This is a genomic window from Streptomyces sp. NPDC058246 (assembly GCF_042881985.1).
Classification (GTDB): Bacteria; Actinomycetota; Actinomycetes; order Streptomycetales; family Streptomycetaceae; genus Streptomyces.
In genome coordinates, this window is the sequence record NZ_JBHVWZ010000008.1 from 92,524 (window position 1) to 119,214 (window position 26,691).

Below are 26,691 nucleotides of genomic sequence, written 5' to 3' on the forward strand. Positions count from 1 at the left end.
TCGTCGAGCGGCTCGCTAGTACGACTTGGGCAGGCCCAGGGTCTGGTGGGAGACGTAGTTGAGAATCATCTCCCTGCTGACGGGTGCGATACGAGACACGCGTGAGGCCGTAATCAGTGAGGCGAGGCCGAATTCGCGGGTGAGGCCGTTGCCGCCGAGGGTGTGTACGGCCTGGTCGACGGCCTTCACACAGGCTTCGCCGGCCGCGTACTTGGCCATGTTGGCTGCTTCTCCGGCGGCTATGTCGTCCCCGGAGTCGTACAGGAACGCCGCTTTCTGCATCATCAGGCGGGCGAGTTCGAGCTCGATGTGGGCTTGCGCGAGGGGGTGGGCGATGGCCTGGTGGGCGCCGATGGGGGCCTTCCATACGGTGCGCTCGCGGGCGTACTCGACGGCCTTGGACAGCGCGTAGCGGCCCATGCCGATCGCGAACGCGGCCGTCATGACGCGCTCGGGGTTGAGGCCGGCGAAGAGCTGGAGCAGGCCCGCGTCCTCGTCGCCGACGAGTGCGTCGGCGGGCAGCCGCACGTCGTCCAGGGTCAGTTCGAACTGCTTCTCCGCGCCCTGGAGTTCCATGTCGATCTGCCGTCGCCCGAAGCCTTCGGCGTCGCGCGGGACGATGAACAGGCAGGGCTTGAGACGGCCGGTCCGCGCGTCCTCCATACGTCCCACGACGAGCGTCGCGTCGGCGATGTCGACGCCGGAGATGAACACCTTGCGGCCGGTGAGGACCCAGGTGTCGCCGTCGCGGCGGGCGGTGGTGGTGATGCGGTGCGAGTTGGAGCCGGCGTCGGGTTCGGTGATGCCGAAGGCCATGGTGCGGGTGCCGTCCGCCAGGGCGGGGAGCCACTGCTGTTTCTGCGCGTCCGTGCCGAAGCGGGCGATCACTGTGCCGCAGATCGCCGGTGAGACGACCATCATCAGCAGCGGGCAGCCGGCCGCGCCCAACTCCTCGAGCACTATGGAGAGTTCCGCCATGCCGCCGCCTCCGCCGCCGTACGCCTCCGGCAGGTTGACGCCGAGGTAGCCGAGCTTGGCCGCCTCCGACCAGAGTTCGTCGGGGTGAGCGCCGTCGGCGATGACCTTGGTGAGGTATGCGCGGCCGTAGCGTTTGCCGAGGGCGGCCACAGCGGAGCGGAGGGCCTTGTGTTCGTCGGTTTCGATGAGAGCGGTCATCGGGGCTCCTCAGGGGGAGAGGGGTTCGGCCGTCTGGAGGGTGCGGGTCTTGTGTGGCCTGTCGCGCCCACGCGGCGGAGCCGCATGTGTCAGCGCCGCGGGGCCCTTACGGGGCGCTTTCCTGGACGACGGCCAGCAGCGCGCCGACCTCCACCTGCTGTCCGGGGACGACGTGCAGGGCGCTGAGCGTCCCTGTCGTCGGCGCGGAGATCTTGTGCTCCATCTTCATCGCCTCCAGCCACAGCAGCGGCTCTCCGGCCCGTACGGCGGCTCCTGCGGCCAGTCCCTCGGCGACCCGGACGACCGTGCCGGGCATGGGAGCCAGCAGGGAGCCGGGGACCCGCTGGGCGGCGGGGTCGGGGAAGCGGGGCAGGGCGGTGAGGGCGGTGGCGTTCACGAACACCTGGTCGCCGTAGCGGGCGACCTCGAAGTTCCGGCGCACGCCGCCCACGTCGAGGACGACGAGACGGGCGTCGGCGTGCACCACGCGCACCCCGTCGGCCTCGGCGGTCAGGCCTTGGCGTGTGTGGTGGTAGTGGACCTCGTGCTCGTCGCCGTGCATCAGGTAGGTCTTGGTCTGCGGCCGCGAGGCAAGGTTCCGCCAGCCGCCGAACCGGGAGCGCCCGTGCGCGTCGGCCAGGGCGGCGGCCAAGGGGGCGTACGGGTCGGGCGCGGGCTCGGTGAGCTCGGCCAGGTGGCGGTCGTAGAACCCGGTGTCCATGCGGGCTTCGGCGAACTCCGGGTGCCGCAGCGACCGTACGAGCAGGTCCCTGTTGGTGACCGGGCCGTGGACCGTGGCCCGTTCCAGGGCGCCGGACAGTCTGCGGAGGGCCTGCGCGCGCGTGGGGGCGTGGGCGACGGCCTTGGCGAGCATCGGGTCGTAGTGGATGCCTATGGGGTCGCCGTCGGTGTAGCCGGTGTCCAGGCGGACGCCGTCCGGGACGGCCAGGCGGTGCAGGATGCCGGTCTGCGGGGCCCACTCGCGTGCCGGGTCCTCGGCGTACAGGCGGGCCTCGATCGCGTGGCCACGCGCGCGTGGGGGATCCTTTTCCAGGGCGGCGCCCTCGGCGACCTGGATCTGCAGGGCCACCAGGTCGATGCCGAACACGGCCTCCGTGACGGGGTGTTCCACCTGGAGGCGGGTGTTCATCTCCAGGAAGTGGGCCGTGCCGTTCGCGACCAGGAACTCGACCGTTCCGGCGCCCACGTAGTCGACGGCCCGGGCGGCGCGCACGGACAGGTCGTACAGCGTCTGGGTGAGGTCGCCCAGCCCGGGGGCCGGCGCTTCCTCGATGACCTTCTGGTGGCGGCGCTGGAGGGAGCAGTCGCGGGTGCCGAGCGGCCATACCGTGCCGTGGGTGTCGGCGAGGATCTGCACCTCGACGTGCCGGCCGCCCTCCACGTAGGGCTCGACGAAGACCTCTCCGTCGCCGAAGGCGCTGAGCGCCTCGGCGCGGGCTGCCGTCAGTTCCGCGTCCAGTTCGGCCAGTTCGCGTACGACGCGCATGCCGCGCCCGCCGCCGCCCGCGGCCGCCTTGACGAGTACCGGGAGGTCGTCCGCGGTGACCGTCTCCAGGGGGTCGAGGCCCATCAGCTTCTTGGCGCGTGTCTTGGAGGCCATCGCCTCTATCGCCTCGGGCGGCGGCCCGATCCACACGAGACCCGCGTCGAGGACGGCGCGGGCGAAGTCGGCGTTCTCGGAGAGGAAGCCGTACCCGGGGTGCACGGCGTCCGCGCCGGCGCTCAGGGCCGCCTTCACGATCAGGTCGCCGCGCAGATACGTGTCCGCGGGCGTCGCGCCCGGGAGCCGTACCGCCGTGTCGGCCACGCGCGCGTGGAGGGCGTTCTCGTCGGCGTCCGAGTGCACGGCGACGGTTCGGATTCCCCACTCACGGCAGGTGCGGAAGACCCGGCAGGCGATCTCGCCGCGGTTCGCCACAAGGACGGAAGCAATCACTGGGACCTCACATCCGGAAGACGCCGAAGCCACCGCGCGCGCCCTCGTAGGGCGCCGTGTGGATCGCGGACAGGCACAGGCCGAGAACGGTGCGGGTGTCGCGCGGGTCGATGACCCCGTCGTCGTACAGCCGCCCGGACAGGAACATCGGCAGCGACTCCGACTCGATCTGCTGCTCCACCATGGCGCGCAGCGCCGCGTCGGCGTCCTCGTCGTACGGCCGGCCCTTCGCGGCCGCCGACTGCCGGGCGACGATCGAGAGGACGCCCGCGAGCTGCTGGGGGCCCATGACGGCGGACTTGGCGCTGGGCCAGGCGAACAGGAAGCGCGGGTCGTAGGCGCGCCCGCACATGCCGTAGTGGCCGGCTCCGTAGGAGGCGCCCATGAGGACGGACAGGTGGGGGACCTTCGAGTTGGAGACGGCGTTGATCATCATCGCGCCGTGCTTGATGATGCCGCCCTGTTCGTACTCCTTGCCCACCATGTAGCCGGTGGTGTTGTGCAGGAAGAGGAGCGGGATGTCCCGCTGGTTGGCCAACTGGATGAACTGGGCGGCCTTCTGGGACTCGGCGCTGAAGAGCACGCCCTGGGCGTTGGCGAGGATGCCGACCGGGTAGCCGTGGAGCGTGGCCCAGCCGGTCGTGAGGCTGGTCCCGTAGAGGGGCTTGAACTCGTCGAAGTCGGAGCCGTCGACGACGCGGGCGATGACCTCGCGCGGGTCGAAGGGGTGCTTCAGGTCGCCGGGGACGATGCCGAGCAGCTCGTCCTGGTCGTACTTGGGGGGCGCCGCCGGGCCGGGATCGCCATGCGCCTTGCGGTGGTTGAGGCGGGCGACCACGCGCCGGGCCTGCCGGAGGGCGTCCTGCTCGTCGGCGGCGAAGTAGTCCGCGAGACCCGACACGCGCGCGTGCATCTCGGCGCCGCCCAGGGACTCGTCGTCGCTCTCCTCGCCGGTGGCCATCTTCACCAGCGGCGGCCCGCCCAGGAAGACCTTGGCCCGCTCCTTGACCATGATCACGTGGTCGGACATGCCGGGGATGTACGCGCCGCCGGCGGTGGAGTTCCCGAAGACGACGGCCACGGTGGGGATTCCGGCGGCGGAGAGCCGGGTGAGATCGCGGAAGATGGCACCCCCGGGGATGAAGATCTCCTTCTGGGACGGCAGATCGGCGCCACCGGACTCGACGAGGCTGATGCAGGGCAGCCGGTTGGCGAGCGCGATGTCATTGGCCCGTAGGGCCTTCTTCAGGCTCCAGGGGTTGCTGGCGCCGCCGCGCACGGTCGGGTCGTTCGCCGTGATCAGGCACTCCACGCCCTCGACGACCCCGATCCCGGTGACCAGCGAGGCGCCGACCGTGTACTCGGGGGACGCGCTCCCCCAGGCCGCCAGCGGCGACAGCTCGAGGAACGGTGTGTCCGGGTCGAGCAGCAGCTCGATGCGCTCCCGGGCGAGCAGCTTGCCGCGCTCGCGGTGCCGGGCCACGTACTTCTCGCCGCCGCCCGCGAGCGCCTTGGCGTGCTCGGCGTCCAGCTCGGCGAGTCTGCCGAGCATGGCTTCTCGGTGGGCCGTGTAGTCGGGGCTGTCGGTGTCGAGGGCGGAGGAGAGGACGGTCACAGGAGGGTCTCCGGTATGTCCAGATGGCGGGAGCGGAGCCATTCGCCGAGGGCCTTGGCCTGGGGGTCGAAACGGGCCTGGGAGGCGACGCCTTCGCCGAGGATGCCTTCGACGACGAAGTTGAGGGCGCGGAGGTTGGGAAGAATGTGTCTGACAACTTTCAGATGACGGCTTTCAGGTATCAGATTCCGAAAGCTGTCCTCCGTCAGTCGATGAACCAACCAGCGCCAGGCGTCGTCCGAACGCACCCACACCCCGACATTGGCGCTTCCCCCCTTGTCACCACTGCGCGCCCCGGCGACGCATCCGAGAGGAGCCCGGCGCGTCGGCCCGGGCGGCAAAGGCTCGGGCAGTCGCGGTTCTTCCAACACCTCCAGTACGAGGGTGTCGTCGGCCGGCGCCACATGGACCCGTTGCCCGTCGTGGAGGATCGCCACATGGTCCACGGCGCCATGGGGGACGTACACATCCTCGAAGACCCCATAGGGCGAGCCCGTCCCAGGGGGCGCCATCACATGGAATCCGGGGTAGCTCGCCAGGGCCAGTTCGATGGCGGCGCCGCTCAGCGCGCGGCCGACCGTCTTCTGGTCCGGGTCCCGTACGACGAGCCGGAGCAGGGCGCTCGCGGTTTCCTCGGTGGGGGCGTCGGGGTGGTCGGTGCGGGCGAGGTCCCAGCGGACCTCCGCCGGGCGGGACTTGGCGTTGTCGAGGGCGGCCTCCATCTGGTCCCGTACGAGGGCGGCCTTCTGCTCGATGTCGAGCCCGGTGAGGACGAACACGACCTCGTTGCGGAAGCCGCCGAGCCGGTTGAGGCCGACCTTGAGCGTGGGGGGCGGGGCCTCGCCGCGCACCCCCTCGATCCGTACCCGGTCGGGGCCCTCCTGGGTCAGCCGGACCGAGTCCAGCCGCGCGGTGACGTCGGGGCCCGCGTACCGGGCGCCCTGCGTCTCGTACAGGAGCTGGGCGGTGACCGTGCCGACGTCGACGAGGCCGCCGGTGCCGTCGTGTTTGGTGATGACGCTGCTGCCGTCCTCGTGGAGTTCGGCGAGCGGGAAGCCGGGGCGGCGCAGGCGCGCCGGGTCGTGGTCGGTGAAGAAGGCGTAGTTGCCGCCGGTGGCCTGGGTGCCGCACTCCAGGACGTGTCCGGCGACCACGGCGCCCGCGAGCCGGTCGTGGTCGCGCGCTCCCCAGCCGAAGTGGGCGACGGCGGGCCCGGTGACGAGCGCCGCGTCCGTCACCCGCCCGGTGACGACGACGTCCGCGCCCTCGCGCAGGCACGCGGCGATACCGGCGCCGCCGAGGTAGGCGTGCGCGGCGAGACTCCCCGCGTACCGGTGCGTCAGGTCGTCGCCCTCGACGTGCGCGACGCGCGCCGGGATGCCGAGCCGGTCGGCCAACTCCCTTACGGCGTCGGCGAGTCCGGCCGGGTTGAGGCCGCCCGCGTTCGCGACGATACGGACGCCCCGCTCGTGCGCGAGGCCGAGGCACTCCTCCAGCTGGCCCAGGAAGGTCTTGGCGTACCCGCGCTTCGGGTCCTTCAGCCGGTCGCGGCCCAGGATCAGCATCGTCAGCTCGGCGAGATAGTCACCGGTGAGGACGTCCAGCGGGCCGCCGGTGAGCATCTCGCGCAGGGCGTCGAAGCGGTCGCCGTAGAAGCCGGAGGCGTTGCCGATGCGCAGCGGCCGTACGGGGGTCACCGCCCGCCCCCCTGCGGCGCGCGTCCGGCGCCCGGCGGGCCCGCGAAGGCCTGTGCGATGTCCAGCCAGCGGTCGGCGTCGGGACCTTCGGCCCGTACGGCGAGATCGGCGCGGTTCGCCCGTTGGGTCACCAGCAGGCAGAAGTCGAGGGCCGGGCCGGTGACCCGCTGGGCGGCATCCGCAGGGCCGTACGTCCACAACTCGCCCAAGGGGCTGACGAGTTCCACGCGGAATTCCTCCCCGGGCACGGCCAGCCCCCGTACCCCGAAGGCGAAGTCACGGGCCCGCACCCCGATGCGGACCACATGCTTCAGCCGGTCCGTGGGGGTGCGCACCACACCCAGAGCGTCGGCCACGTCCTGTCCATGGGCCCACGTCTCCATAAGACGGCCGGTGGCCATAGAGGCGACCGACATGGGCGGCCCGTACCAGGGGAACCGGGTTCCGGTGGGTGCCGCGCGCAGGGCCTCCTCCAGCGCGGCCCGCCCCTCGCGCCAGCCGGCGAGCAGCCGGGCGGGCGGCAGCGCGGCTCCCTCCTCCGCTCCGTCGTCCACGAACCCGTCGGGCGAGGCGAGCGCCTTCTCGACCTCCTTCGCGAAGGCCTCGGCGTCCGTCACGGCGAGCAGCGCGGAACGGTCGGTCCAGGCGAGATGGGCGATCTGGTGGGCGACGGTCCATCCGGGAGCGGGCGTCGCGAGCGCCCACCGCCCTGCCTCCAACTCCCCCACCAACCGGTCGAGTTCCTCGCTCTCCCGGTGCAGATCGTCGATCACGGACGACGGGTCGGACACGATGCGCTCCCCTCGGGGCACGACGTTGTGTGCCCCGGAGCATGACAGCGGCCAGAGAAACAAGCAAGCATGCTTGCATTAATTGGCGCGGATGCAGGACGGATACGGATCCGATACAGATACCGATACCGATACGGATACGCAGACAGCTACGGATACAGCCACGGCTGCCGGCTGTGCTGCGCGCGGGCGCCGGTCGCGGTGGCGGTCGGGCCGCGGATCCAGCTGACGGAGAGTCACCGGCGACTTCGCCATGCACAGGTCACCCCACTAGGATTTCCCGCCATGCTCCCCCCTTCCCCACTCCACCCCGGCCCCGACGCGACCGTCTACCGCTTCGGAATGCGCCGGCTCCGGACCGGCCTGCCGGGCACGCTGATCGCGCTCCTCCTCGCACCGCTCCCGCTCGTCGTCACGGCGGGCAAGGGCGGGGCAGGCGTCGGACAGTGGATCTTCGCCGGGGTGTGGCTGCTGCTCTGGGGCGGGCTCGGGGTGCTGATGGCGTGCGCGCTGTGGGCGGGGCGCGGCACACTGCTGGCCTTCGACGCGCACGGGGTGTGGTGGCGGCACAGCCAAGAGCGGCAGACGGTGGTGCCGTGGCAGTCGCTGGCCGGGGTCGGGCTGTACTGGGCGCACAAGGGCAGCGCCAAGGCCGGCCAGAAGATCATGAGCCTTGAACTGTGTCCGTACGGCGATGTCGACGACGCCGATCCCGTGCTCAAGCCGCTCATCGTGCGGGACCAGCCGCTGCGGCCCGGCCTGCCGGACCGCCGCTACCGGATCGGCGTCCCGATGTACGCCGGCCGCCGCTGGGGGCGCGAACTCGCCCAGGCCGCGTACGAGCGCGCGCCGCAGCTCTGGTTCGGCGAGCACGAGCGGCCGTACGGCTACATGGGGGTCCTGCGGCGCATGAGGTGAACGGCCGGCGCGGCCGGGCAGCCGGTCAGCCGCCGGTCCCGAATTCCCCGTCCGATTCCAGCCCCTTGGCCTTCCCCCGCCCCACCTGCGTCCGCACCGCCCCTATGCTCGCCGCGATGACCAGGGCGATGGCCAGGGCCTCGGTGGCGGAGAGTGCCTGGTTCAGGACGAGGAAACCGGCGGTGGCGGCGAGGGCCGGTTCGAGGCTCATCAGGACGGCGAAGGTGGACGCGGGCAGGCGGCGCAGGGCGAGGAGTTCGAGGGTGTAGGGCAGGACCGAGGAGAGGACGGCCACCGAGGCGCCCAGCGCGACCGTGGTCGGGACGAGGAGCTTCGAGCCGGACTCGACGATCCCCAGGGGCAGGAAGGCCACCGCCGCGACCGCCATGGCGAGGGCGAGCCCGTCGGCCTGGGGGAAGCGTCGGCCCGTACGCGCACTGAAGATGATGTATGCCGCCCACATGGTGCCGGCGCCCAGGGCGAACGCGACACCGGCGGGGTCGAGACTGCTGAAGCCTCCGCCGCCGAGCAGGAAGACGCCGCAGAGCGCGAGACCGGCCCAGATCAGGTTCACGGCGCGGCGGGAGGCGAGGACGGAGAGCACCAGCGGGCCGAGCACTTCGAGGGTGACGGCGGGGCCCAGCGGGATGCGGGCGACCGCCTGGTAGAAGAGCCCGTTCATCGCGGCCATCGTCACGCCGAAGACGACGACCGTGCCCCAGTCGGCGCGCGAGTGTCCGCGGACCCGGGGGCGGCAGACCGCGAGCAGCACGATCGCGGCGACCAGCAGCCGCAGTGTCACGACGCCGAGGGCGCCGACCCGTGGCATCAGGGTCACCGCCAGGGCGCCGCCGAACTGCACGGAGACTCCTCCGGCGAGCACCAGACCCAGCGGGCCGAGGGAGCCGCCCCGCCGGCCCGGGCCGTCCGTCGTGGGCACAGCCGCCGTGGGGACACCCGTCGTAGGCGCGCCGCCCGTGGGCACGGATGCCGTCGCGGGGGCGGCCGGGGCCGGGGAGGACGAGGCGGCGCTGGGCGTGTTCACGGGGCCTTCCAGGGAATCGACTCAGGGTTCGTTCATCATGGTGTACCTGTCGGTCCAGGGTAATGGACTTCGTCAGGTGTGTGAACCCGTTGCGCAACTGTCCTGGGGTGACGGGAGACGGTCAGCCCACCTTCTTTGACACGTCGACGGATGGTCCGGTCAGAGCATCCGGGGCTGGAGACCCGTTCGTAGCCCGAGCCGTGGACCAAAGCGAGCACCACCCTGGTGAATGACGCAACGGTGTTGGGCACCAGCTCCTCAGGCACTCCAGTGCGCCTCGAGGCCTGAAGCGACCTCGGCCGGCTTCTGGAGCACCGTCCAGTTGGGGGATGTCTAGCGGCGGGACATGTACAGCCCCAGCGCCTTGTGCAGCAGCCGGTTGAGGGGGAAGTCCCACTCGCCGAGGTATTCGACGGCCTCGCCGCCCGCGCCCGCCTTGAAGCGGAGGAGGCCGAGGAGGTGGTTGGACTCCTCCAGCGTGTCGGTGATGCCGCGGAAGTCGTAGACGGCGGCGCCTAGTTCGTGGGCGTCGGTCATCATGCGCCACTGGATGGCGTTGTTGGGCTGGACCTCGCGCTTGCGGCTGGTGGAGGCGCCGTAGGAGTACCAGACGTGGGTGCCGACGGTCAGCATGGTGGCCGCCGCGAGGACCTCGCCGTCATGGTGGGCGAGGTAGAGCCGCATACGGTCCGGATCCTCTGCGGTCAGCGCGGTCCACATGCGCTGGAAGTAGGGCAGCGGGCGCGGGATGAAACGGTCGCGTTCGGCCGTCTCCGCGTACAGCTCGTAGAAGGCGGGCAGGTCGTCGTGGCCGCCCCGCACCACCTTCACGCCCGCCTTCTCGGCCTTCTTGATGTTGCGCCGCCACTGCTGGTTGAGGCCCCGGTGGATGTCCTCCACCGACCGCCCGGCGAACGGCACCTGGAAGACGTACCGCGGCTGTCCGGCCGCGAAGCCCTCCTCGCCGCCGGGCTCGGTGCGCCGCCAGCCCATCCGCCGCAGCCGCTCCGCCACCTCCTCGGCCCCCGGCTCGTACGTCGTCGCCGCCACGTCCGCGAGTCGCCGTGCCGTCGGATCGGCGATCGCCTCCTTGACCGCGTCCGCGCTCCACCGGCGGGCGACGACCGGCGGCCCCGTCTTCACCGAGAACGCGCCGCGCGACTTGAGGTACGCGAGCATCGGGGCGAGCCAGCGCTCGGCGAGGTCCGCCGCGTGCCAGTCGATGACCGGTCCCTCGGGCAGATACGCGAGATACCGCTTCACCTTCGGCAGCGGACGCAACAGCACCAGCCCGACGCCGGCCAACTGCCCCCGCTCGTCGAACCACCCCAGGCTCTCCGCCCGCCAGTCCGGCTTGACGTCACCCCACGACGGCACCTGCATATGGCTGACCGAGGGCCGCGTCCTGATGAACGCCAGGTGTTCCTCGCGGGTGATCGCCTGAAGACGGAGACTCATGCGTGCTGCTCCTCGGGGCCTCGTGTCGGGTCGCTCGCCAGCGTACTTACGGCTGACCCTCCGTCAGCTCCGCCGCCAGCACCTCCGCCAGGTGTCGCCCCCTGCGCCCCGCCAGTTGCTCCAGCTGCGTGCGGCAGGAGAAGCCGTCCGCCAGGATCACCGTGTCGTCCGTGGCGGCCCGGACCGCCGGGAGCAGTTGCTCCTCCGCGCAGGCCGCGGACACCTCGTAGTGGCCCTTCTCGAAGCCGAAGTTTCCCGCCAGGCCGCAGCAGCCGCCCGCGAGGGTGCCGGTCAGGCCCGCCGCCTCGCGCAGCCGGCGCTCCGCCGCGTCGCCGAGGACGGCGTGCTGATGGCAGTGGGTCTGGCCGACGACCGGACGGTCGAGGCGGGGCGGGGTCCAGTCGGGAGCGTGCCGTTCCAGAGCCTGCGCGAACGTCAGCACCGCCGCCGCGAGACGCGCCGCGCGGGGGTCGTCGTGCAGCAGCTCCGGCAGGTCCGTGCGGAGGGCGGCGGCGCAGCTCGGTTCCAGGACGACGACCGGGATGCCGTCCATCTCCAGGTACGGCTCCATCAGGTCGAGCGTGCGGCGCAGCACGGCGCGGGCGCGGTCGAGCTGACCGGTCGAGACGTACGTCAGCCCGCAGCAGACGCGGTGGCGTCGGCGGCCGCGCAGGACCGTGCGGATGCCGAGGGGGCCCGACCGCCCGTCCCCGATCGGCCCGTACTTCATCCGGGGCGGCGGCAGCAGCACCGTCAGCCCCGCCGCCTCCAGGACCCGTACGGCCGCTTTGCCGACGGCGGGCGAGAGGTGCTCGGTGAAGGTGTCGGGCCACAGGACCACGGTGTCCCCACCGAAGCCACCACCTTCCGGGGGCGCCCCGCGCTCCGCCTTGCGCGCCTTCGCCCGCGCCCGGTCCCGGAACCCCCGCGACCACCACCCGCTGAACGTCTCCCGGGCCACCCGGGGAATCCCCCGCTCGGGCGCGATGCCGCCCACCCGCTTGCCCACGGCGGCCAACGGCCGTACGGAGGAAAGGAAGTTGACCAGTCGAGCCGAGTGCGTCCGGGTGACTGCGGCCAGCCACACCGGGAGCCACCCCATCGCGTAGTGCGCCGCCGGCCGCCTGCGCCCCTCGTAGTGGTGGTGCAGGAACTCCGCCTTGTACGTGGCCATGTCGACGCCGACCGGGCAGTCGGACTTGCAGCCCTTGCAAGAAAGACACAGGTCCAGCGCGTCACGGACCTCCGTCGACCGCCAGCCGTCCGTCACCACCTCGCCCGCGAGCATCTCGTGCAGCAGCCGCGCCCGCCCGCGCGTGGAGTGCTCCTCCTCGCCGGTCGCCCGGAAGGACGGGCACATGACACTGCCCGAAGCGGCCTCCGTCGTACGGCACTTGGCGACCCCCACGCACCTGCGCACCGCCGCCGAGAAGTCGCCGCCGTCCGCCGGATATCCGAAGGCCACGTCCACCGGCTTTCGCGGCAGCACCGCGAACCGCAGGTTCTCGTCCAGCCGGTGCGGGCGTACCAGCATGCCGGGGTTGAGCAGGTCGTCCGGGTCCCAGAGGTCCTTGGCACGCTCGAAGAGGCCGACCAGTTCGGCGCCGTACATCCTGGGCAGCAGCTCCGCCCGTGCCTGGCCGTCCCCGTGCTCGCCGGACAGCGAGCCGCCGTGGGACACGACCAGTTCGGCGAGGTCCTCGGAGAAGCGCCTGAAGCGGCCCACGCCCGCCGCGGTCATCAGGTCGAAGTCGATGCGGACGTGGATGCAGCCGTCGCCGAAGTGCCCGTACGGCGTGCCGCGCAGGCCGTGGGCCGTGAGCAGGCCCCGGAAGTCGCGGAGGTAGGCGCCGAGCCGGGCCGGTGGCACCGCGCAGTCCTCCCAGCCGGGCCAGGCCTCGCTGCCGTCCGGCATCCGGGTCGCCATACCGCTCGCGTCCTCGCGCAGCCGCCACAGGGCACGCTGCCTGGCCGGATCGGTGACCACCATCGCGTCCAGGACGTCCGCGGCCCGCACGATCGCGTCCGCACGCGCGCGTGCCTCCGCCTCCGCATCGCCGCCGGTCTCCACGAACAGCCAGGCGCCGCCGCGCGGCAGCCCCGCGTCGGCCGGCACGAGGTCCGCGGCCATCCCCTCCACGGTCAGCGGCCCTCCCCCACTCTCGGCTTCGCTCGGGCGGGGGGACCCCCATGGCGACAGGCCTGCCGCCGCCTCCGCCGCCGCGCTCTCGTCCGCGTACGCCAGCACGGCCAGCGCCCGCGCGCGGGGCGCCTCCACGAGTCGTACGACCGCCTCGGTCAGCACCCCGAGCGTGCCCTCGGAGCCGCAGAAGGAGCGGGCGACGTCCGCGCCCTTCTCGGGAAGGAGGGCATCCAGCGCGTACCCGGAGATCCGGCGCGGCAGCTCCGGGAAGCCGGTCCGCAGGCGCGCCAACTCGCCCTCCACCAGGGCCCGGAGGCCGTCCGGAGCGCCAGCCCACCGCTGCCCCAACCGCGCGGACGCCCCTCGGGCGGTGACGACCGACAGCTCCCGCACGCTGTCCGCCGTGGTGCCCCAGGCCACCGAGTGGGACCCGCACGAGTTGTTGCCGATCATCCCGCCGAGGGTGCAGCGGCCGTGGGTCGAGGGGTCGGGGCCGAAGCGCAGGCCGTGCGGGGCGGCGGCGTCCTGGAGGCGGTCCAGGACGACACCGGGCTGGACGACGGCCGTACGGGCCCGCGGGTCGAGCGAGACGATGCGGTTCATGTGGCGGGTGAAGTCCAGGACGATGCCCGTGCCCGTGGCTTGGCCGGCGATCGACGTGCCGCCGCCGCGCGGCACGACCGGCACGCCGTGCGCGCGGCACACGGCGAGGGCCGCCGCCACGTCCTCGGCGTCGCGCGGGGCCACGACGCCGAGCGGGACGCGCCGGTAGTTGGACGCGTCCATGGTGGTCAGCGCCCGTGCGGTCGCGTCGAAGGCGACCTCGCCGCGCACGGCCTTCGCCAGCCCGGCCCGCAGCGCCCGCGCCGCCTCCGCGGAGTCCGTCGCCGACGACGGCACCGATGTGCTCTGGTCCCCGAGATCCGTCATGCCTCCAGGATGCCGCCCTGCACCGACAGCGACCCTCGGCCGCGCGCCTCATATCGCGGCCCGCAGCACGCCTCACACGGGTCACTCCGCAGCCCCCGGGGAGGGGTAGGGGCGGAGGGGGCGAGAAAGCCCCCGGCGTGGACACGGCGTCTCACCGGACGGACTCCGTTTCCGACACGTTTCACAAAACAGCTACGCTCCGTCCGTGGCTGATATCCAGATCCCCGCTGACATCAAGCCCGCCGACGGACGATTCGGCGCGGGCCCCTCCAAGGTGCGGACGGAGGCGCTGGACGCGCTGGCCGCGACCGGCAGTTCCCTGCTCGGCACCTCCCACCGCCAGGCCCCGGTCAAGAACCTGGTCGGCAAGGTCAGGGAAGGCATCAGCGAGCTCTTCTCGCTGCCCGACGGGTACGAGGTCGTCCTCGGCAACGGCGGCTCCACCGCGTTCTGGGACATCGCGACCCACGGTCTGATCGAGAACAAGTCGCAGCACCTCACCTTCGGCGAGTTCAGCTCCAAGTTCGCCAAGGCGGCGGGGCTCGCCCCGTGGCTCGCCGAGCCCACCGTGATCTCCTCCGACCCCGGCACGCACCCCGAGCCGGCCGCGGAGGCGGGCGTCGACGTCTACGCCTTCACCCACAACGAGACCTCGACCGGTGTCGCGGCCCCGATCAAGCGCGTGCAGGGCGCCGACGAGGGCTCCCTCGTACTCGTGGACGCCACCTCGGGCGCCGGCGGCCTGCCGGTCGACGTCGCCGAGACCGACGTCTACTACTTCGCCCCGCAGAAGTCCTTCGCCTCCGACGGCGGCCTGTGGATCGGCGTCTTCTCCCCGGCCGCGATCGAGCGCGCCGAGCGCGTCCACGCGAGCGGCCGCCACGTGCCGGAGTTCTTCTCGCTCCCCACGGCGATCGACAACTCCCGCAAGAACCAGACGTACAACACCCCGGCCCTCGCCACCCTCTTCCTGCTCAACGAGCAGCTGGAGTGGATCAACGGCCAGGGCGGCCTGGCGTGGTCCACGGCCCGCACCAAGGACTCCTCCACACGCCTGTACACCTGGGCCGAGGAATCCAAGTACGCGACCCCGTTCGTGACCGACCCGGCCAAGCGCTCGCAGGTCATCGGCACGATCGACTTCTCGGACGAGATCGACGCCGCCGCCGTCGCCAAGACCCTGCGCGCCAACGGCATCGTCGACACCGACCCCTACCGCAAGCTCGGCCGCAACCAGCTCCGCGTCGCCATGTTCCCGGCCATCGACCCGGCGGACGTCGAGGCGCTGACGAAGTGCGTCGACTACGTGATCGAGAAGCTGTAACTCTTTCGGGTAAGGCGCGTTCCGGTACGCCGACGGGGGCGCCCGGCACTGTCACAGTGCCGGGCGCCCCCGTTCTCGGTTCTCGCGGGTCAGTTGCGCCGCAGCAGTCGCTTGAAGCCGAGGACGACGGCGAAGACGGCGGCGATCGCGATGGCGCCGACCTTGAAACCGTCGCTCGTGCCGTTGCCGGAGCCGCCACCGTCGGCGGCCGAACCGCCGCCCTGGGAGGGCGACTTGGATCCGGAGCCGCTGTAGCCGGGCGCGTCCTCCGGCTGTACGGGGCTGTTCGCGCCCTCGCTGCCGTACATGAGCTTCGATCCGTCGGGGGTGTAGGTGACGGACTCGCCCTGCCCCTGGAGGGGGACGTTGAGCCGGCCCCGCCGCTTGATCTTCCCGCCGTTCCAGTCGTACGCGATCCCGCCGAAGTAGCCGCGTACGGCGAGCTGTTCGCCGTCGGGCGAGAAGGCGCCGTCGGTGACCCAGAGGTCGATGGTGGCGACGGGCTCGAAGATGTTGGTGCCGGAGGCGGAGAGCTGGGCGGGGCCCTCGTAGAGGTGGCCGCCGTCCTCGTTCTTGTCGGCGATGTAGACCCGCCCGGTCTTCGGATGGACCATCAGGGCCTCGGCGTTGCGCGGGCCGTCCGCGTACTTCACGACGTACTGCGTGGCGCGGATCGTCTGGTCCTTCAGGACCTTCGGCTCGGGGAGCTTGTAGATCCACACGTGGTCCCACTTGCCGCCGAGGTTGTCGCCGATGTCGCCGACGTAGAGGTTGTCGTCCGGGCCGATGGAGATGGCCTCGACGTCCCGGGGCGCGCCGACCCCGGTCATGGTGACGGTGGCGACGGTGCGGCCCGTCCTGCTGTCGACGGCGTACAGGTAGGCCCCGTCGTCGCTGTCGTTGTGGGTCCAGTAGATGCCGGGGTGGGCGTGCGAGGCGGCGAGTCCACTGGACTCGGTGATCCTCGGGTCCTTGATGGTGAACCCGTCGTCCCCGCCGGCGGCGAGGGCCGGGGTCGCCAGGGCGACGACGAGGACGGCTCCGGCAAGGCACGGCAGCGATCGGCGCATGGCCCCAAGCTTGCCATCCCGGCCGACGGTTCAGGCGGGCCCGGCCCTGCCCGCCGGCCCGTCCGGTGGCGGGGCGCTCGCCGGCCCGTCCTCGGCGGCGTGCCCGCCCCCCGGGCCGCCGCCGCGGCGTGTCCAGCCTCACACCCGTACGGAGCCCGTGGCACCCCCGCCGATCGTCCATGATGAGCGGATGCTCAGGTTCATGCCCGTCGGCGACTCCATGACGATCGGTAGCGCGGGCGAACACACTTGGCGTTACCGAATGTGGCAGCACCTGCGCGCGACGTACGGAGGCCCGTTCAAGATCGTCGGTCCGCGCGAGACGCTCTACGACCAGGCGACGGAGTCCCCCGACTCGTACGACTACGCCGACCCGGACTTCCCCCGCGCCCATCTGGCCGGCTGGGGCGAGGGCTGGATCCACATGGCCCCGCTGATCCGCGAGGCGGTCCGCGCGCAGCGCGCCGACGTCCTGCTGGTCTCCCTCGGCCTGATCGACCTCGGTTTCTATACCAACGCGCCCCAGACGGCGGCGAACGCCCGCACCTTCGTCGAGGAGGCCCGCGCCGCCAACCCGCGCGTTCGCATGGTGATGCTGCCGGTGATCCCGAACGTCCGCGCCGAGTCCGACGCCCCCTTCGCCGCCGAACTCGCCGCCTTCAACGAGCTCCTCGCCAAGACGGTGGCCGACCTCGACGAACCCCGCTCCCCCCTCCTGATGGCCTCCCCGCCGCCCTCGTACGACATCCACTTCGACACGTACGACGGCACCCACCCGAACGCGAGCGGCGAGCACAAGATCGCGGAGGGCTTCGCGGAGGCGATGTACCAGGCATGGGACCTGGGCGAGCCGTACACGGCCGAAACCGCCTGACCGGATCCGGGCGTGGCCTGGTCACCGTGCGTATCGTTGTACCGCGCGGCTGCACTTGTCGTAGGGGCGGCCGGGGAGGAGCGCCACGATGACCGTCCTTGAAGACAGGATCGAGATGGCCGAGGAAAGCGGCGAGCTGACTCTGGACGTCATGTTCGAGGGGCTCGAGAAGATGCCCATCCCCGAGGGAACCAAGGTCGAGATCGTCGGGGGGAACATCTTCATGTCACCGCAACGGCAAACCCATTGGGAGATCATCCTCGACATCGTGGAGCAACTGCGCGGCAGGTACGCCCGTAAGCGGTTGGCGTCCGACGTACGGATCGACTTCCCCGGGCACCTGAACGGTTTCGCCTGCGACGTGGCGGCGCTGGCCGATCGATCGGTGAAAGACGACAAAGGCCGCTGGCGCTACCAGGACGTCGAGTTCGTGGCCGAGATCATCTCCAAGGACACCGCCGCCAATGACTACGGCCCCAAGAAACTCACGTACGCCCTCGCCGAGGTCCCCGTCTACCTCATCGTCGACCCCTACCAGGGCAGGTGCCGCCTGTTCACTCAGCCCAAGGACGGCGACTACGCCACCGAGACGAAGAGCGCATTCGGCGACCCTGTGGACCTCACCGGCACGGTAGTCGGCCTCACCCTCACCACAGACGAATTCCCCCGGGACTGAATGCCGGCCGTACGGCACGATGCCGCGACGATCGCGGCCTCGCCCGTACCTCCCGTCGTTGCTCAAGGCCGGATCTGGGTCCCCCAACGAGCAGGGGGCGGTCCGCCTGCCCAGGAAGCCGACCCACCCGACGACGGTGCGCTTGCCTAGAGCGCACTCCACGCCGTTGGCTAGGGACTCATGAAGTACACGCAGCTCGGACGCACGGGACTCAAGGTCAGCCGGCTCGTCCTCGGCACCATGAACTTCGGTCCGCAGACCGACGAGGCCGACAGCCACGCCATCATGGACGCGGCCCTGGACTCGGGGATCAACTACTTCGACACCGCGAACGTGTACGGCTGGGGCGAGAACAAGGGCCGTACGGAAGAGATCATCGGGAACTGGTTCGCCAAGGGCGGCGAGCGGCGCGACAAGGTCGTGCTCGCCACCAAGGTGTACGGGAACATGGCCGCCGACGGCGACGCCTGGCCCAACCACGACAAGCTCTCCGCGCTCAACATCCGGCGCGCGGTCGACGCCAGCCTCAAGCGGCTGCAGACCGACTACATCGACGTCTACCAGTTCCATCACATCGACCGCGCCACTCCCTTCGAGGAGATCTGGCAGGCGATCGACGTGCTGGTGCAGCAGGGGAAGATCCTCTACGTCGGGTCGTCCAACTTCCCCGGCTACAAGATCGCCCAGGCCAACGAGATCGCCGCCCGGCGTCACGGCACGATCGGGCTCGTCAGCGAGCAGTGCCTCTACAACCTCGCCGAGCGGCGCGCAGAGATGGAGGTCATCCCGGCCGCGCAGGAGTACGGGCTCGGGGTCATCCCCTGGTCCCCGCTGCAGGGCGGTCTGCTCGGCGGGGTCATCAAGAAGGAGGTCCAGGGCGGGCGCCGGGCGAGCGGCCGGGCCGCCGACTCCCTCGCCAACGCCTCCGTCCGCGCCCAGATCCAGGCGTACGAGGATCTGCTCGACAAGCACGGCCTGGAGCCCGGCGAGGCCGCGCTGGCCTGGCTGCTCACCCGGCCCGGCGTCACCGGGCCCATCGTCGGCCCGCGCACCGCCGAGCAGTTGGAGTCCGCGCTGCGCGCCGTCGAGCTGGAGCTGTCGGAGGAGGTCCTGGAAGGGCTCGACGAGATCTTCCCGGGACCGGGGCCGTCGCCGGAGGCCTTCGCCTGGTGACCCAGGTGCCTTCCGGGCACCCCGGAGCGCGGCGGTGGCGGTCGGTTATCTGACCGCCGCCGCCAGCGCCACCACGACGAACATCAGCACGAGCACACCGGCCATGATCCGGTTACGGGTCTTCGGGTTCACGCCATCGAGGTTAACCGGCGGCCGTGCCGGGCCCGTCGGCCGCCCCCAGCGGCCAGCTCGCGACCGTCTCGTAGCGGGGCTGCTCGCCCGGCACCCCCGACTGCGGCAGATTGCTGCGTACGAGACACAGTTCCCCCACCGTCCACTCCCGCCCGGCGAACGCGTCCAGGGCGCTGAGGTACGCCGCGAAGTCCACGGAAGCCGGACCCGGGGCCGGGGCGGCGGATCGGGAAGCGCGGGTGCGCGCGACCGTCAGATGCGGGCGATAGCGGCGGTGCACCTCCATCGGGAGGCCCGTCTTGCGCGCCGCCGCCTCCGCCCGGTCCGCGAGCAGCCGCAGTGCCGGTACGTCACCCTCCGCGCCCACCCACAGCGCACGGTCGCCGAAGTGGCCACCGCCGTGCAGGGCCAGCGGGAAGGGGGCGGTGCGGCGGGCCGCGCGCGCCAGCCGTTCCGACAGCTCCGGGACGGTCTCCTCGGCCACCTCGCCGTAGAAGGCGAGGGTGAAGTGCCAGCCGGGGCGGCCCGTCCAGCGCAGTCCGTCCGCGCCCGGCAGCCGGTGCAACTCGTCCACCGCCGAGCCGAGTTCACGTACCGCGTCCTTCGGTGGCAGCACGGCCGCAAAGAGTCTCATGGCGTCACCCTTCCAGGGAACGGATCATCCGGCGACCCCCGCCCGCCATGGAGATACGCACACCCCGCCGGCGCAGCTGAAGCCTGGCGGGACGAGAAGGCCGGGCGAAGCGCCGTCCGTCACGCCCGTCACGCCGTCACGCCCGTCACGCCCGTCACGCCGTCACGCCGTCACGCCGTCACGGCGAGCTGCTCTCTCCGTTCTCTCGGTACGAAGCGGACCCGGGGGTGGCCGTGGTGCCAGCCGACCGAGAGGCGCAGGCCTCCGACGCGGGACAGGACCAGGCCGATGGTGACCGCGGCCACCATGGAGATCAGGCCGCCGAGGGCGAAGCCGACGCGGGCGCCGTAGGCGTCGGTGATCCAGCCGACGAGGGGCGCGCCCAGCGGTGTGCCGCCCATGAAGACCATCATGAAGAGGGCCATGACGCGGCCGCGCATGGCGGGGTCGGTGGCCATCTGGACCGCGGTGTTCGCGGTGACGTTGACCGTCAGGCCGAAGATCCCGATCGGAACCATGAGGAGCGAGAAGAGCCAGAGGGAGGGGGCCACCGCCGCCACCACTTCCAGGGCTCCGAAGGCGACGGCTGCCGCGATCAGGATGCGCAGCCGGGCCGTGCCGCGGCGGGCCGCAAGCAGGGCGCCGGCCAGCGAGCCGATCGCCATCAGCGTGTTGAAGAGGCTGTACGCGCCTGCGCCCGCGTGGAAGGTGTCGTCCGCGTACGCCGAGAGCCAGACCGGGAAGTTGAAGCCGAAGGTGCCGATGAAGCCGACCAGGACGATCGGCCAGATCAGCTCGGGACGGCTCGCGACGTACTTCAGGCCCTCGCGGAGCTGGCCCTTGCCGCGTGGCGCGCGCTCGACCACGTGCAGTTCGCGGGCGCGCATCATGAGCAGGCCCGCGATCGGGGCCACGAAGGACAGGCCGTTGAAGAGGAAGGCCCAGCCGGTGCCGACGCCGGTGATCAGCACGCCCGCCACGGCGGGGCCGACCAGACGGGCGGACTGGAAGTTCGCCGAGTTCAGGCTGACCGCGTTCTGCAGCTGGCCCGGGCCGACCATCTCGGAGACGAAGGACTGGCGGGCCGGGTTGTCCACGACCGTGGCGAGGCCGACGGCGAAGGCGGCCAGGTAGACGTGCCAGACCTGGACGTGGCCGGAGAGGGTGAGGAAGGCGAGCGCGAGGCCGGTGACGGCCATCGCCGTCTGGGTCACCAGCAGCGCGGGGCGCTTGGGCAGGCGGTCGACGAGAACGCCGCCGTACAGCCCGAAGAGCAGCATCGGCAGGAACTGCAGCGCGGTGGTGATGCCGACCGCGGTGGACGAGCCGGTCAGGCTCAGCACCAGCCAGTCCTGGGCGATGCGCTGCATCCAGGTGCCGGTGTTGGAGACGACCTGGCCGAGGAAGAACAGGCGGTAGTTCCGGATCTTCAGCGAGCTGAACATGGATGAGGAGCGGGAGGCGCGCTCAGGGGTGGGCGGGGAGTCGTGGGTGGCTGGTGCGGGGGCGGAATCTGCTCCGGGTCCCGTACTCAAAAGGGCTCGCCTCCTAGGCAGTCGTCTACGTCGGCGTCAGGTGACGTCGGCGTGTCGAAGGCGGCCCCGGTGAGCAGGGCCGCCCGGTGGATCACAGTTGTGCGAGCTTTTCCAGGACGGGCGCGGCCTCGCGGACCTTCGCCCATTCGTCCTCGTCGAGGGCCTCGACCAGTCCGGCCAGGAACGCGTTCCGCTTGCGACGGCTCTCTTCGAGCATCGCCTCGGCCTTGTCGGTCTGGGTGACGACCTTCTGGCGTCGGTCCTCGGGATGTGGCTCCAGCCTGACCAGGCCCTTGGCCTCGAGGAGCGCGACGATGCGCGTCATCGAGGGCGGCTGCACATGCTCCTTGCGGGCGAGCTCGCCGGGCGTGGCCGTGCCGCAGCGGGCGAGGGTGCCGAGCACCGACATCTCGGTGGGGCTCAGCGACTCGTCGACCCGCTGGTGCTTGAGTCGACGCGACAACCGCATCACTGCGGAGCGCAAGGCGTTCACGGCGGCCTCGTCGTCGCCATGGGTGAGGTCAGGCATGTCTTTAGCGTAACTCATTACTCTCCCTAAAGACCACCGCTGTGCCCGTGAACCGCGCCACCCAACCCTGCCATCACTCATACGAGTGAGTCCGCTCCGGAAAGTGACACCTCACCCGCCGGGGTCCGGCGACCCTCGACTCCATGGGGACCAGCGTGCTCAGCCTGCGGATAGACGGGGAGCTGCTCGACCGGCTCCGGCACCATGCCGCCAAACGCGGAATGAGCGTCCAGGACTATGTCGTCCGGACGCTCATTCGCGATGACTTCGACGAGCGGTTCCAGACCGCGGTCGAGGAGACGGAGAAGTTCTACGGGGTCACCTGAGACCCCGCGCCCCCGCTTACGTCAGGCCCAGGGCCGGCATCAGGTAGTAGAAGCCGAACACCGCCGCCACCACGTACATCGCGATCGGGATGCCGCGACCGCGCCCGGCGGCCAGGCGCAGCACCACGAAGGTGATGAAGCCCATACCGATGCCGTTGGTGATCGAGTAGGTGAACGGCATCATCACCATCGTGATGAAGGCCGGGATCGCGATCGTGTAGTCGGCCCAGTCGATCTCCTTGACCGAGCCGGCCAGGATCAGGAAGCCGACCGCAAGCAGCGCGGGCGTGGCGGCCTGGGACGGCACCATCGTGGCGACGGGCGTCAGGAAGAGCGCGACGGCGAAGAGCGCGCCCGTGACGACGTTGGCGAAGCCGGTGCGCGCGCCCTCGCCGACGCCCGCCGTGGACTCCACGAAGCAGGTGGTGGCCGAGGAGGAGGAGACGCCGCCCGCGGCGACCGCGATGCCGTCGACGAAGAGGACCTTGCTGATGCCGGGCATGTTGCCCTGCGCGTCGGTCAGCTTGGCCTCGTCGCTGACGCCCATGATCGTGCCCATCGCGTCGAAGAAGCACGACAGCAGCACGGTGAAGACGAAGAGGATGCCGGTCAGCAGGCCGACCTTGTCGAAGCCGCCGAAGAGGCTGACCTTGCCGACGAGACCGAAGTCCGGGGTGGCGACCGGGTTGCCGGGCCACTTCGGGGTGGTCAGACCCCAGGACGGGACCTTGGCGACGGCGTTGATGATCAGCGCGAGGACCGTCATCGCGACGATCGAGATCAGGATCGCGCCGGGCACCTTGCGCACGATCAGCGCGAGCGTGAGCAGCGCGCCGAGGATGAAGACCAGGACGGGCCAGCCGTTGAGGTGACCGTCGGCGCCGAGCTGGAGCGGGACCGTGGTCTGCGCGGCGTCCGGGATGCGCGAGACGAAGCCGGAGTCGACCAGGCCGATCAGCATGATGAACAGGCCGATACCGATCGAGATGCCCTTGCGCAGCCCCAGCGGCACGGCGTTCATGACTCGCTCACGCAGACCGGTGGCGACCAGCAGCATCACGATGAAGCCGGCCAGGACCACCATGCCCATCGCGTCGGGCCAGGACATCCGGGGCGCGAGCTGGAGCGCGACGACCGTGTTGACCCCCAGGCCCGCCGCCAGCGCGATCGGCACATTGCCGATGACGCCCATGAGGAGCGTCGCGAAGGCCGCGGTCAGGGCGGTCGCGGTGACCAGCTGGCCGTTGTCCAGGTGATGCCCGTACATGTCCTTCGCGCTGCCCAGGATGATCGGGTTCAGCACGATGATGTAGGCCATCGCGAAGAAGGTGGCGAAACCACCCCGGATCTCGCGCGGCAGCGTGCTGCCCCGCTCGGAGATCTTGAAGTAGCGGTCGAGAGCGCCCCCCGCGGGGCGGGGCTCGGGCTGCTCCGGGGCAGGGGCCGTGGTGGTGGCCGACGTGGACATGCGTGACCTCATACGTGCGGGGGCCTTGGGGCCCAGTGACGGGCGCCGGGCGGGACGGCGCGCGGCTGCTGGGAACTTGATCGAGTCTGGCTGCCACGCGATCACCAGCAGGTTTCTTCGGTGTTTCTGTTGGTGTTTCGTACGAACAGAAAGAGCCAGACTCAGACCGTTTCAGTATGAACATATGAGTCCGAAATCGCTATCTCCGCGCGTAGACCCTTGGTATACAAGGTCGGACCCGGCCTGGAGACCGACAGCGGGGCGACCCTCGTAAGCTGTGCACATGGCGAAGTGGACCCCCAAGCACGAGGCGCCGGAGCCCCTGGAGGGGCCCGTCGTCGCCACCATCACGGGCGGCACGATCCTCTGGTTCGTCCTCTTCCTGGCACAGCTGCCGTTCTACGGCTGGTTCGACGACCACGGGCACCTGTGGTGGGTGTGGACCTGTCTGGCCGGCGCGGGTCTCGGACTGATCGGCATCTGGTACGTCCGCAGGCGCGACGCGGCGATCAAGCGCGACGCCGCGGCCAAGGGAGCCGCCGCTCCTGCCACCGAATCTCCTGCCACCGAATAAGGAGCGCCCCTACAACCACGGCATCATGCCCCGCCGTCCCCCGTCCTCCCCTGGTCGGATCTTTGGGGCACTCGGCAGGTGAAGCCGTATTTCCGCACGTACCGTCGAATGCATGACGCACATCGACGCCGGCGCCGAGCTCGATCCCGTCCACCCCGTGCCCCTGCCCGCCTCCCGACGGGTACAGGGGCTGTCCGCCGCCGAGGTGGCCGAACGGGTCGCCCGCGGCGAGGTGAACGACGTCCCGGTGCGCAGCAGCCGCTCCCTGGGCGAGATCGTCCGCGCCAACGTCTTCACCCGGTTCAACGCGATCATCGGTGTGCTCTGGCTGATCATGCTGTTCGTGGCGCCGTTCCAGGACAGCCTGTTCGGGTACGTGATCATCGCCAACACCGGCATCGGCATCATCCAGGAGTGGCGGGCCAAGAAGACGCTGGACTCGCTCGCGGTGATCGGCGAGGCGAAACCGACCGTCCGCAGGGACGGTGTCGCCGCCGCGGTCAGTACATCGGAGATCGTGCTCGGGGACCTGATCGAGATAGGCCCGGGCGACAAGGTCGTCGTCGACGGCACCTGCGCCGAGGCCGACGGCCTGGAGATCGACGAGTCGCTGCTCACCGGTGAGGCCGAGCCCGTGGTCAAGCACCCGGGCGACGCGGTGATGTCGGGCAGCTTCGTGGTGGCGGGCGGCGGCGCCTTCACGGCGACGAAGGTGGGCCGGGAGGCGTACGCCGCGCAGCTCGCCGAGGAGGCGTCCCGCTTCACACTCGTCCACTCCGAGCTGCGTACGGGTATCTCCACCATCCTGAAATACGTGACGTGGATGATGATCCCGACCGCGATCGGCCTGGTCATCAGCCAGCTGGTGGTCAAGCAGAACGGCTTCAAGGACTCCATCGCGCGCACCGTCGGCGGAATCGTGCCGATGGTCCCCGAGGGCCTGGTCCTGCTCACCTCCGTCGCCTTCGCGATAGGCGTCATCCGCCTTGGCCGGAAACAGTGCCTCGTGCAGGAACTCCCCGCCATCGAGGGCCTCGCCCGCGTCGACACCGTCTGCCTCGACAAGACCGGCACCCTCACCGAGGGCGGCATGGACGTCACCGAGCTGCGACCGCTCCAGGGCGCCGAGGAGGCGTACGTACGCAAGGTGCTCGGCGCGCTCGGCGAGTCCGACCCGCGGCCGAACGCCTCCCTCCAGGCGATCATCGCCGCCTACCCCGACAGCGAGGAGTGGCGCTGCACCGAGTCGCTGCCGTTCTCCTCGGCCCGCAAGTACAGCGGCGCGTCCTTCAGCGAGGGCAACGGCGAATCGAGTACGTGGCTGCTCGGTGCGCCCGACGTGCTGCTGCCCGCCGGTGGCCCGGCGCTCGCCGAGACCGAGCGGCTGAACGAGGCGGGGCTGCGGGTGCTGCTGCTCGCCCGGGCCTCGAAGGACCTCGACGACCCGGAGGTCAAGAAGGGCGCCCGGCCCACCGCCCTGGTCGTCCTGGAGCAGCGGCTGCGTCCGGACGCGGCGGACACCCTGCGCTACTTCGCCGAGCAGGACGTCAAGGCCAAGGTCATCTCCGGCGACAACGCGGTGTCGGTGGGCGCGGTGGCCGGGAAGCTCGGCCTCAGGGGCGACGTCGTGGACGCGCGCCGGCTCCCCGACGAGCGGGAGGAGATGGCGAAGTCGCTGGACAAGGGGACGGTGTTCGGGCGCGTCACCCCGCAGCAGAAGCGCGACATGGTCGGCGCGCTCCAGTCACGCGGGCACACGGTGGCGATGACCGGCGACGGCGTGAACGACGTGCTGGCCCTGAAGGACGCCGACATCGGGGTCTCCATGGGCTCGGGCTCGGAGGCGACCCGGGCGGTGGCCCAGATCGTGCTGCTCAACAACAGCTTCTCGACACTGCCCTCGGTGGTCGCGGAGGGCCGCCGGGTCATCGGGAACATCACCCGGGTCGCGACGCTCTTTCTGGTGAAGACCGTCTACTCGGTACTGCTGGCCATCCTGGTGGTGTGCTGGCAGGTCGAATACCCCTTCCTGCCCCGGCACTTGACCCTGCTCTCCACCCTGACGATCGGCGTCCCGGCCTTCTTCCTCGCGCTCGCTCCCAACAAGGAGCGCGCGCAACCCCACTTCGTGCGGCGGGTGATGCGGTACTCGATCCCGGGCGGGGTCATCGCCGGGGTGGCCACCTTCGTGACGTATCTGATCGCCCGTCACCACTACACGGGTGCGGGCTCGCTGGACGCCGAGACCAGCGCCGCGACGCTGACGCTCTTCCTGATCTCGATGTGGGTGCTCGCGATCATCGCCCGGCCGTACACCTGGTGGCGGATCTGCCTCGTCGCCGCGATGGGCGCGGCGTTCCTGCTGGTGCTCGTGGTGCCGGGGCTGCAGCACTTCTTCGCACTGAAGCTGGTGGGCACGACCATGCCGTGGATCGCGGTGGGGATCTCGGCGGTGGCGGCGGCCGCCCTGGAGTTCGTGTGGAGATGGGTCGACCGCCACGTGACCGCTTGAGCCGTACGGGACGTACGGGACGTACGGGAGTTGCCGCTGCGCGGAGTCACTGCTGCACGGAGTCACCAGTGCATGGAAGTTACCGCTGCGCGGAGTCGCTACTGCACATCGACATAGTCGCCCGCGGCGTTGAC

21 protein-coding genes and 1 pseudogene are annotated in these 26,691 nt (G+C 71.0%); 8 read left to right on the forward strand and 14 right to left on the reverse strand.

Features of this window, described 5'->3' with window-relative positions; genetic code table 11:
* Nucleotides 1-15: 15 nt before the first annotated feature.
* From ACFVXA_RS14410 to ACFVXA_RS14430, 5 genes are all read right to left on the reverse strand, one after another.
* Entirely contained in the window at nucleotides 16-1,176 is a 1,161-nt protein-coding gene (locus ACFVXA_RS14410) for an acyl-CoA dehydrogenase family protein (protein ID WP_390025141.1), read from the reverse strand.
* A 106-nt stretch (nucleotides 1,177-1,282) separates the two neighbouring features.
* Complete coding sequence (locus ACFVXA_RS14415; RefSeq protein WP_390025143.1) at nucleotides 1,283-3,133, reverse strand: acetyl/propionyl/methylcrotonyl-CoA carboxylase subunit alpha; 1,851 nt, start codon at nucleotides 3,131-3,133, stop codon at nucleotides 1,283-1,285.
* 7 nt (nucleotides 3,134-3,140) lie between these two features.
* Entirely contained in the window at nucleotides 3,141-4,748 is a 1,608-nt protein-coding gene (locus tag ACFVXA_RS14420; protein WP_390025145.1) for an acyl-CoA carboxylase subunit beta, read from the reverse strand.
* Complete coding sequence (locus ACFVXA_RS14425; RefSeq protein WP_362016705.1) at nucleotides 4,745-6,445, reverse strand: acyclic terpene utilization AtuA family protein; 1,701 nt, start codon at nucleotides 6,443-6,445, stop codon at nucleotides 4,745-4,747. Before ACFVXA_RS14425 ends, ACFVXA_RS14420 begins: the two co-directional genes overlap by 4 nt.
* Nucleotides 6,442-7,236 carry a TIGR03084 family metal-binding protein gene (locus ACFVXA_RS14430; RefSeq protein ID WP_362016707.1) on the reverse strand — a complete coding sequence of 265 codons (795 nt, stop codon included), beginning with the start codon at nucleotides 7,234-7,236 and terminating at the stop codon, nucleotides 6,442-6,444. Before ACFVXA_RS14430 ends, ACFVXA_RS14425 begins: the two co-directional genes overlap by 4 nt.
* Before the next feature lie 285 nt (nucleotides 7,237-7,521).
* Here ACFVXA_RS14430 and ACFVXA_RS14435 point away from each other — a divergent pair, with 285 nt between their 5' ends.
* Nucleotides 7,522-8,154 carry a hypothetical protein gene (locus tag ACFVXA_RS14435; protein WP_362016709.1) on the forward strand — a complete coding sequence of 211 codons (633 nt, stop codon included), beginning with the start codon at nucleotides 7,522-7,524 and terminating at the stop codon, nucleotides 8,152-8,154.
* A gap of 25 nt (nucleotides 8,155-8,179) precedes the next feature.
* Here ACFVXA_RS14435 and ACFVXA_RS14440 read toward each other — a convergent pair whose 3' ends face one another.
* The 4 genes and pseudogenes from ACFVXA_RS14440 to ACFVXA_RS14455 form a co-directional block, all read right to left on the reverse strand.
* On the reverse strand, nucleotides 8,180-9,199 hold the full coding sequence (locus ACFVXA_RS14440) for a DMT family transporter (protein WP_390025148.1): 1,020 nt from the start codon (nucleotides 9,197-9,199) through the stop codon (nucleotides 8,180-8,182).
* A gap of 131 nt (nucleotides 9,200-9,330) precedes the next feature.
* A pseudogene (locus ACFVXA_RS14445) lies at nucleotides 9,331-9,429 on the reverse strand (IS5/IS1182 family transposase); the annotation flags it as partial.
* Between the two features lie 103 nt (nucleotides 9,430-9,532).
* The gene (locus ACFVXA_RS14450; protein WP_362016713.1) at nucleotides 9,533-10,657 is read right to left on the reverse strand and encodes a peptidoglycan bridge formation glycyltransferase FemA/FemB family protein; all 1,125 of its coding nucleotides are present in this window, start codon (nucleotides 10,655-10,657) and stop codon (nucleotides 9,533-9,535) included.
* Nucleotides 10,658-10,703: 46 nt separating this feature from the next.
* A complete protein-coding gene (locus tag ACFVXA_RS14455; protein WP_390025150.1) occupies nucleotides 10,704-13,730 on the reverse strand; it encodes an FAD-binding and (Fe-S)-binding domain-containing protein in 3,027 nt (1,008 codons plus the stop codon).
* Between the two features lie 205 nt (nucleotides 13,731-13,935).
* Between ACFVXA_RS14455 and serC the strand changes: the two genes are divergently transcribed.
* Nucleotides 13,936-15,054, forward strand: coding sequence for a phosphoserine transaminase (gene serC / locus ACFVXA_RS14460; protein ID WP_383737190.1), 1,119 nt, complete (start codon nucleotides 13,936-13,938; stop codon nucleotides 15,052-15,054).
* An 89-nt stretch (nucleotides 15,055-15,143) separates the two neighbouring features.
* Here the strand turns inward: serC and ACFVXA_RS14465 are convergent, their stop codons facing one another.
* Nucleotides 15,144-16,124 (reverse strand): WD40 repeat domain-containing protein, encoded by a 981-nt coding sequence (locus tag ACFVXA_RS14465; RefSeq protein ID WP_383900637.1) that lies wholly within the window; start codon nucleotides 16,122-16,124, stop codon nucleotides 15,144-15,146.
* Between the two features lie 190 nt (nucleotides 16,125-16,314).
* On the opposite strand from ACFVXA_RS14465, the gene ACFVXA_RS14470 reads away from it, so the two are divergent.
* From ACFVXA_RS14470 to ACFVXA_RS14480, 3 genes are all read left to right on the forward strand, one after another.
* Nucleotides 16,315-16,998 (forward strand): SGNH/GDSL hydrolase family protein, encoded by a 684-nt coding sequence (locus tag ACFVXA_RS14470; RefSeq protein WP_384026368.1) that lies wholly within the window; start codon nucleotides 16,315-16,317, stop codon nucleotides 16,996-16,998.
* Between the two features lie 88 nt (nucleotides 16,999-17,086).
* On the forward strand, nucleotides 17,087-17,674 hold the full coding sequence (locus tag ACFVXA_RS14475) for a Uma2 family endonuclease (RefSeq protein WP_362016724.1): 588 nt from the start codon (nucleotides 17,087-17,089) through the stop codon (nucleotides 17,672-17,674).
* A gap of 180 nt (nucleotides 17,675-17,854) precedes the next feature.
* Entirely contained in the window at nucleotides 17,855-18,847 is a 993-nt protein-coding gene (locus ACFVXA_RS14480) for an aldo/keto reductase (RefSeq protein WP_362016726.1), read from the forward strand.
* Nucleotides 18,848-18,989: 142 nt separating this feature from the next.
* On the opposite strand, the gene thpR is transcribed toward ACFVXA_RS14480, so the two are convergent.
* From thpR to ACFVXA_RS14495, 3 genes are all read right to left on the reverse strand, one after another.
* A complete protein-coding gene (thpR, locus tag ACFVXA_RS14485; protein WP_383737182.1) occupies nucleotides 18,990-19,613 on the reverse strand; it encodes an RNA 2',3'-cyclic phosphodiesterase in 624 nt (207 codons plus the stop codon).
* A 170-nt stretch (nucleotides 19,614-19,783) separates the two neighbouring features.
* A complete protein-coding gene (locus tag ACFVXA_RS14490) occupies nucleotides 19,784-21,148 on the reverse strand; it encodes an MFS transporter (RefSeq protein ID WP_383737179.1) in 1,365 nt (454 codons plus the stop codon).
* A 91-nt stretch (nucleotides 21,149-21,239) separates the two neighbouring features.
* Nucleotides 21,240-21,677, reverse strand: coding sequence for a MarR family transcriptional regulator (locus tag ACFVXA_RS14495; protein WP_327429665.1), 438 nt, complete (start codon nucleotides 21,675-21,677; stop codon nucleotides 21,240-21,242).
* A 143-nt stretch (nucleotides 21,678-21,820) separates the two neighbouring features.
* Here ACFVXA_RS14495 and ACFVXA_RS14500 point away from each other — a divergent pair, with 143 nt between their 5' ends.
* On the forward strand, nucleotides 21,821-22,003 hold the full coding sequence (locus ACFVXA_RS14500; RefSeq protein WP_054235178.1) for a hypothetical protein: 183 nt from the start codon (nucleotides 21,821-21,823) through the stop codon (nucleotides 22,001-22,003).
* Between the two features lie 16 nt (nucleotides 22,004-22,019).
* On the opposite strand, the gene ACFVXA_RS14505 is transcribed toward ACFVXA_RS14500, so the two are convergent.
* Entirely contained in the window at nucleotides 22,020-23,471 is a 1,452-nt protein-coding gene (locus tag ACFVXA_RS14505) for an NCS2 family permease (RefSeq protein ID WP_390025153.1), read from the reverse strand.
* 283 nt (nucleotides 23,472-23,754) lie between these two features.
* On the opposite strand from ACFVXA_RS14505, the gene ACFVXA_RS14510 reads away from it, so the two are divergent.
* Nucleotides 23,755-24,045, forward strand: coding sequence for a DUF2530 domain-containing protein (locus ACFVXA_RS14510; protein ID WP_362016736.1), 291 nt, complete (start codon nucleotides 23,755-23,757; stop codon nucleotides 24,043-24,045).
* A gap of 112 nt (nucleotides 24,046-24,157) precedes the next feature.
* Complete coding sequence (locus tag ACFVXA_RS14515) at nucleotides 24,158-26,557, forward strand: cation-translocating P-type ATPase (RefSeq protein WP_390025154.1); 2,400 nt, start codon at nucleotides 24,158-24,160, stop codon at nucleotides 26,555-26,557.
* The last annotated feature ends 134 nt before the right edge of the window (nucleotides 26,558-26,691 follow it).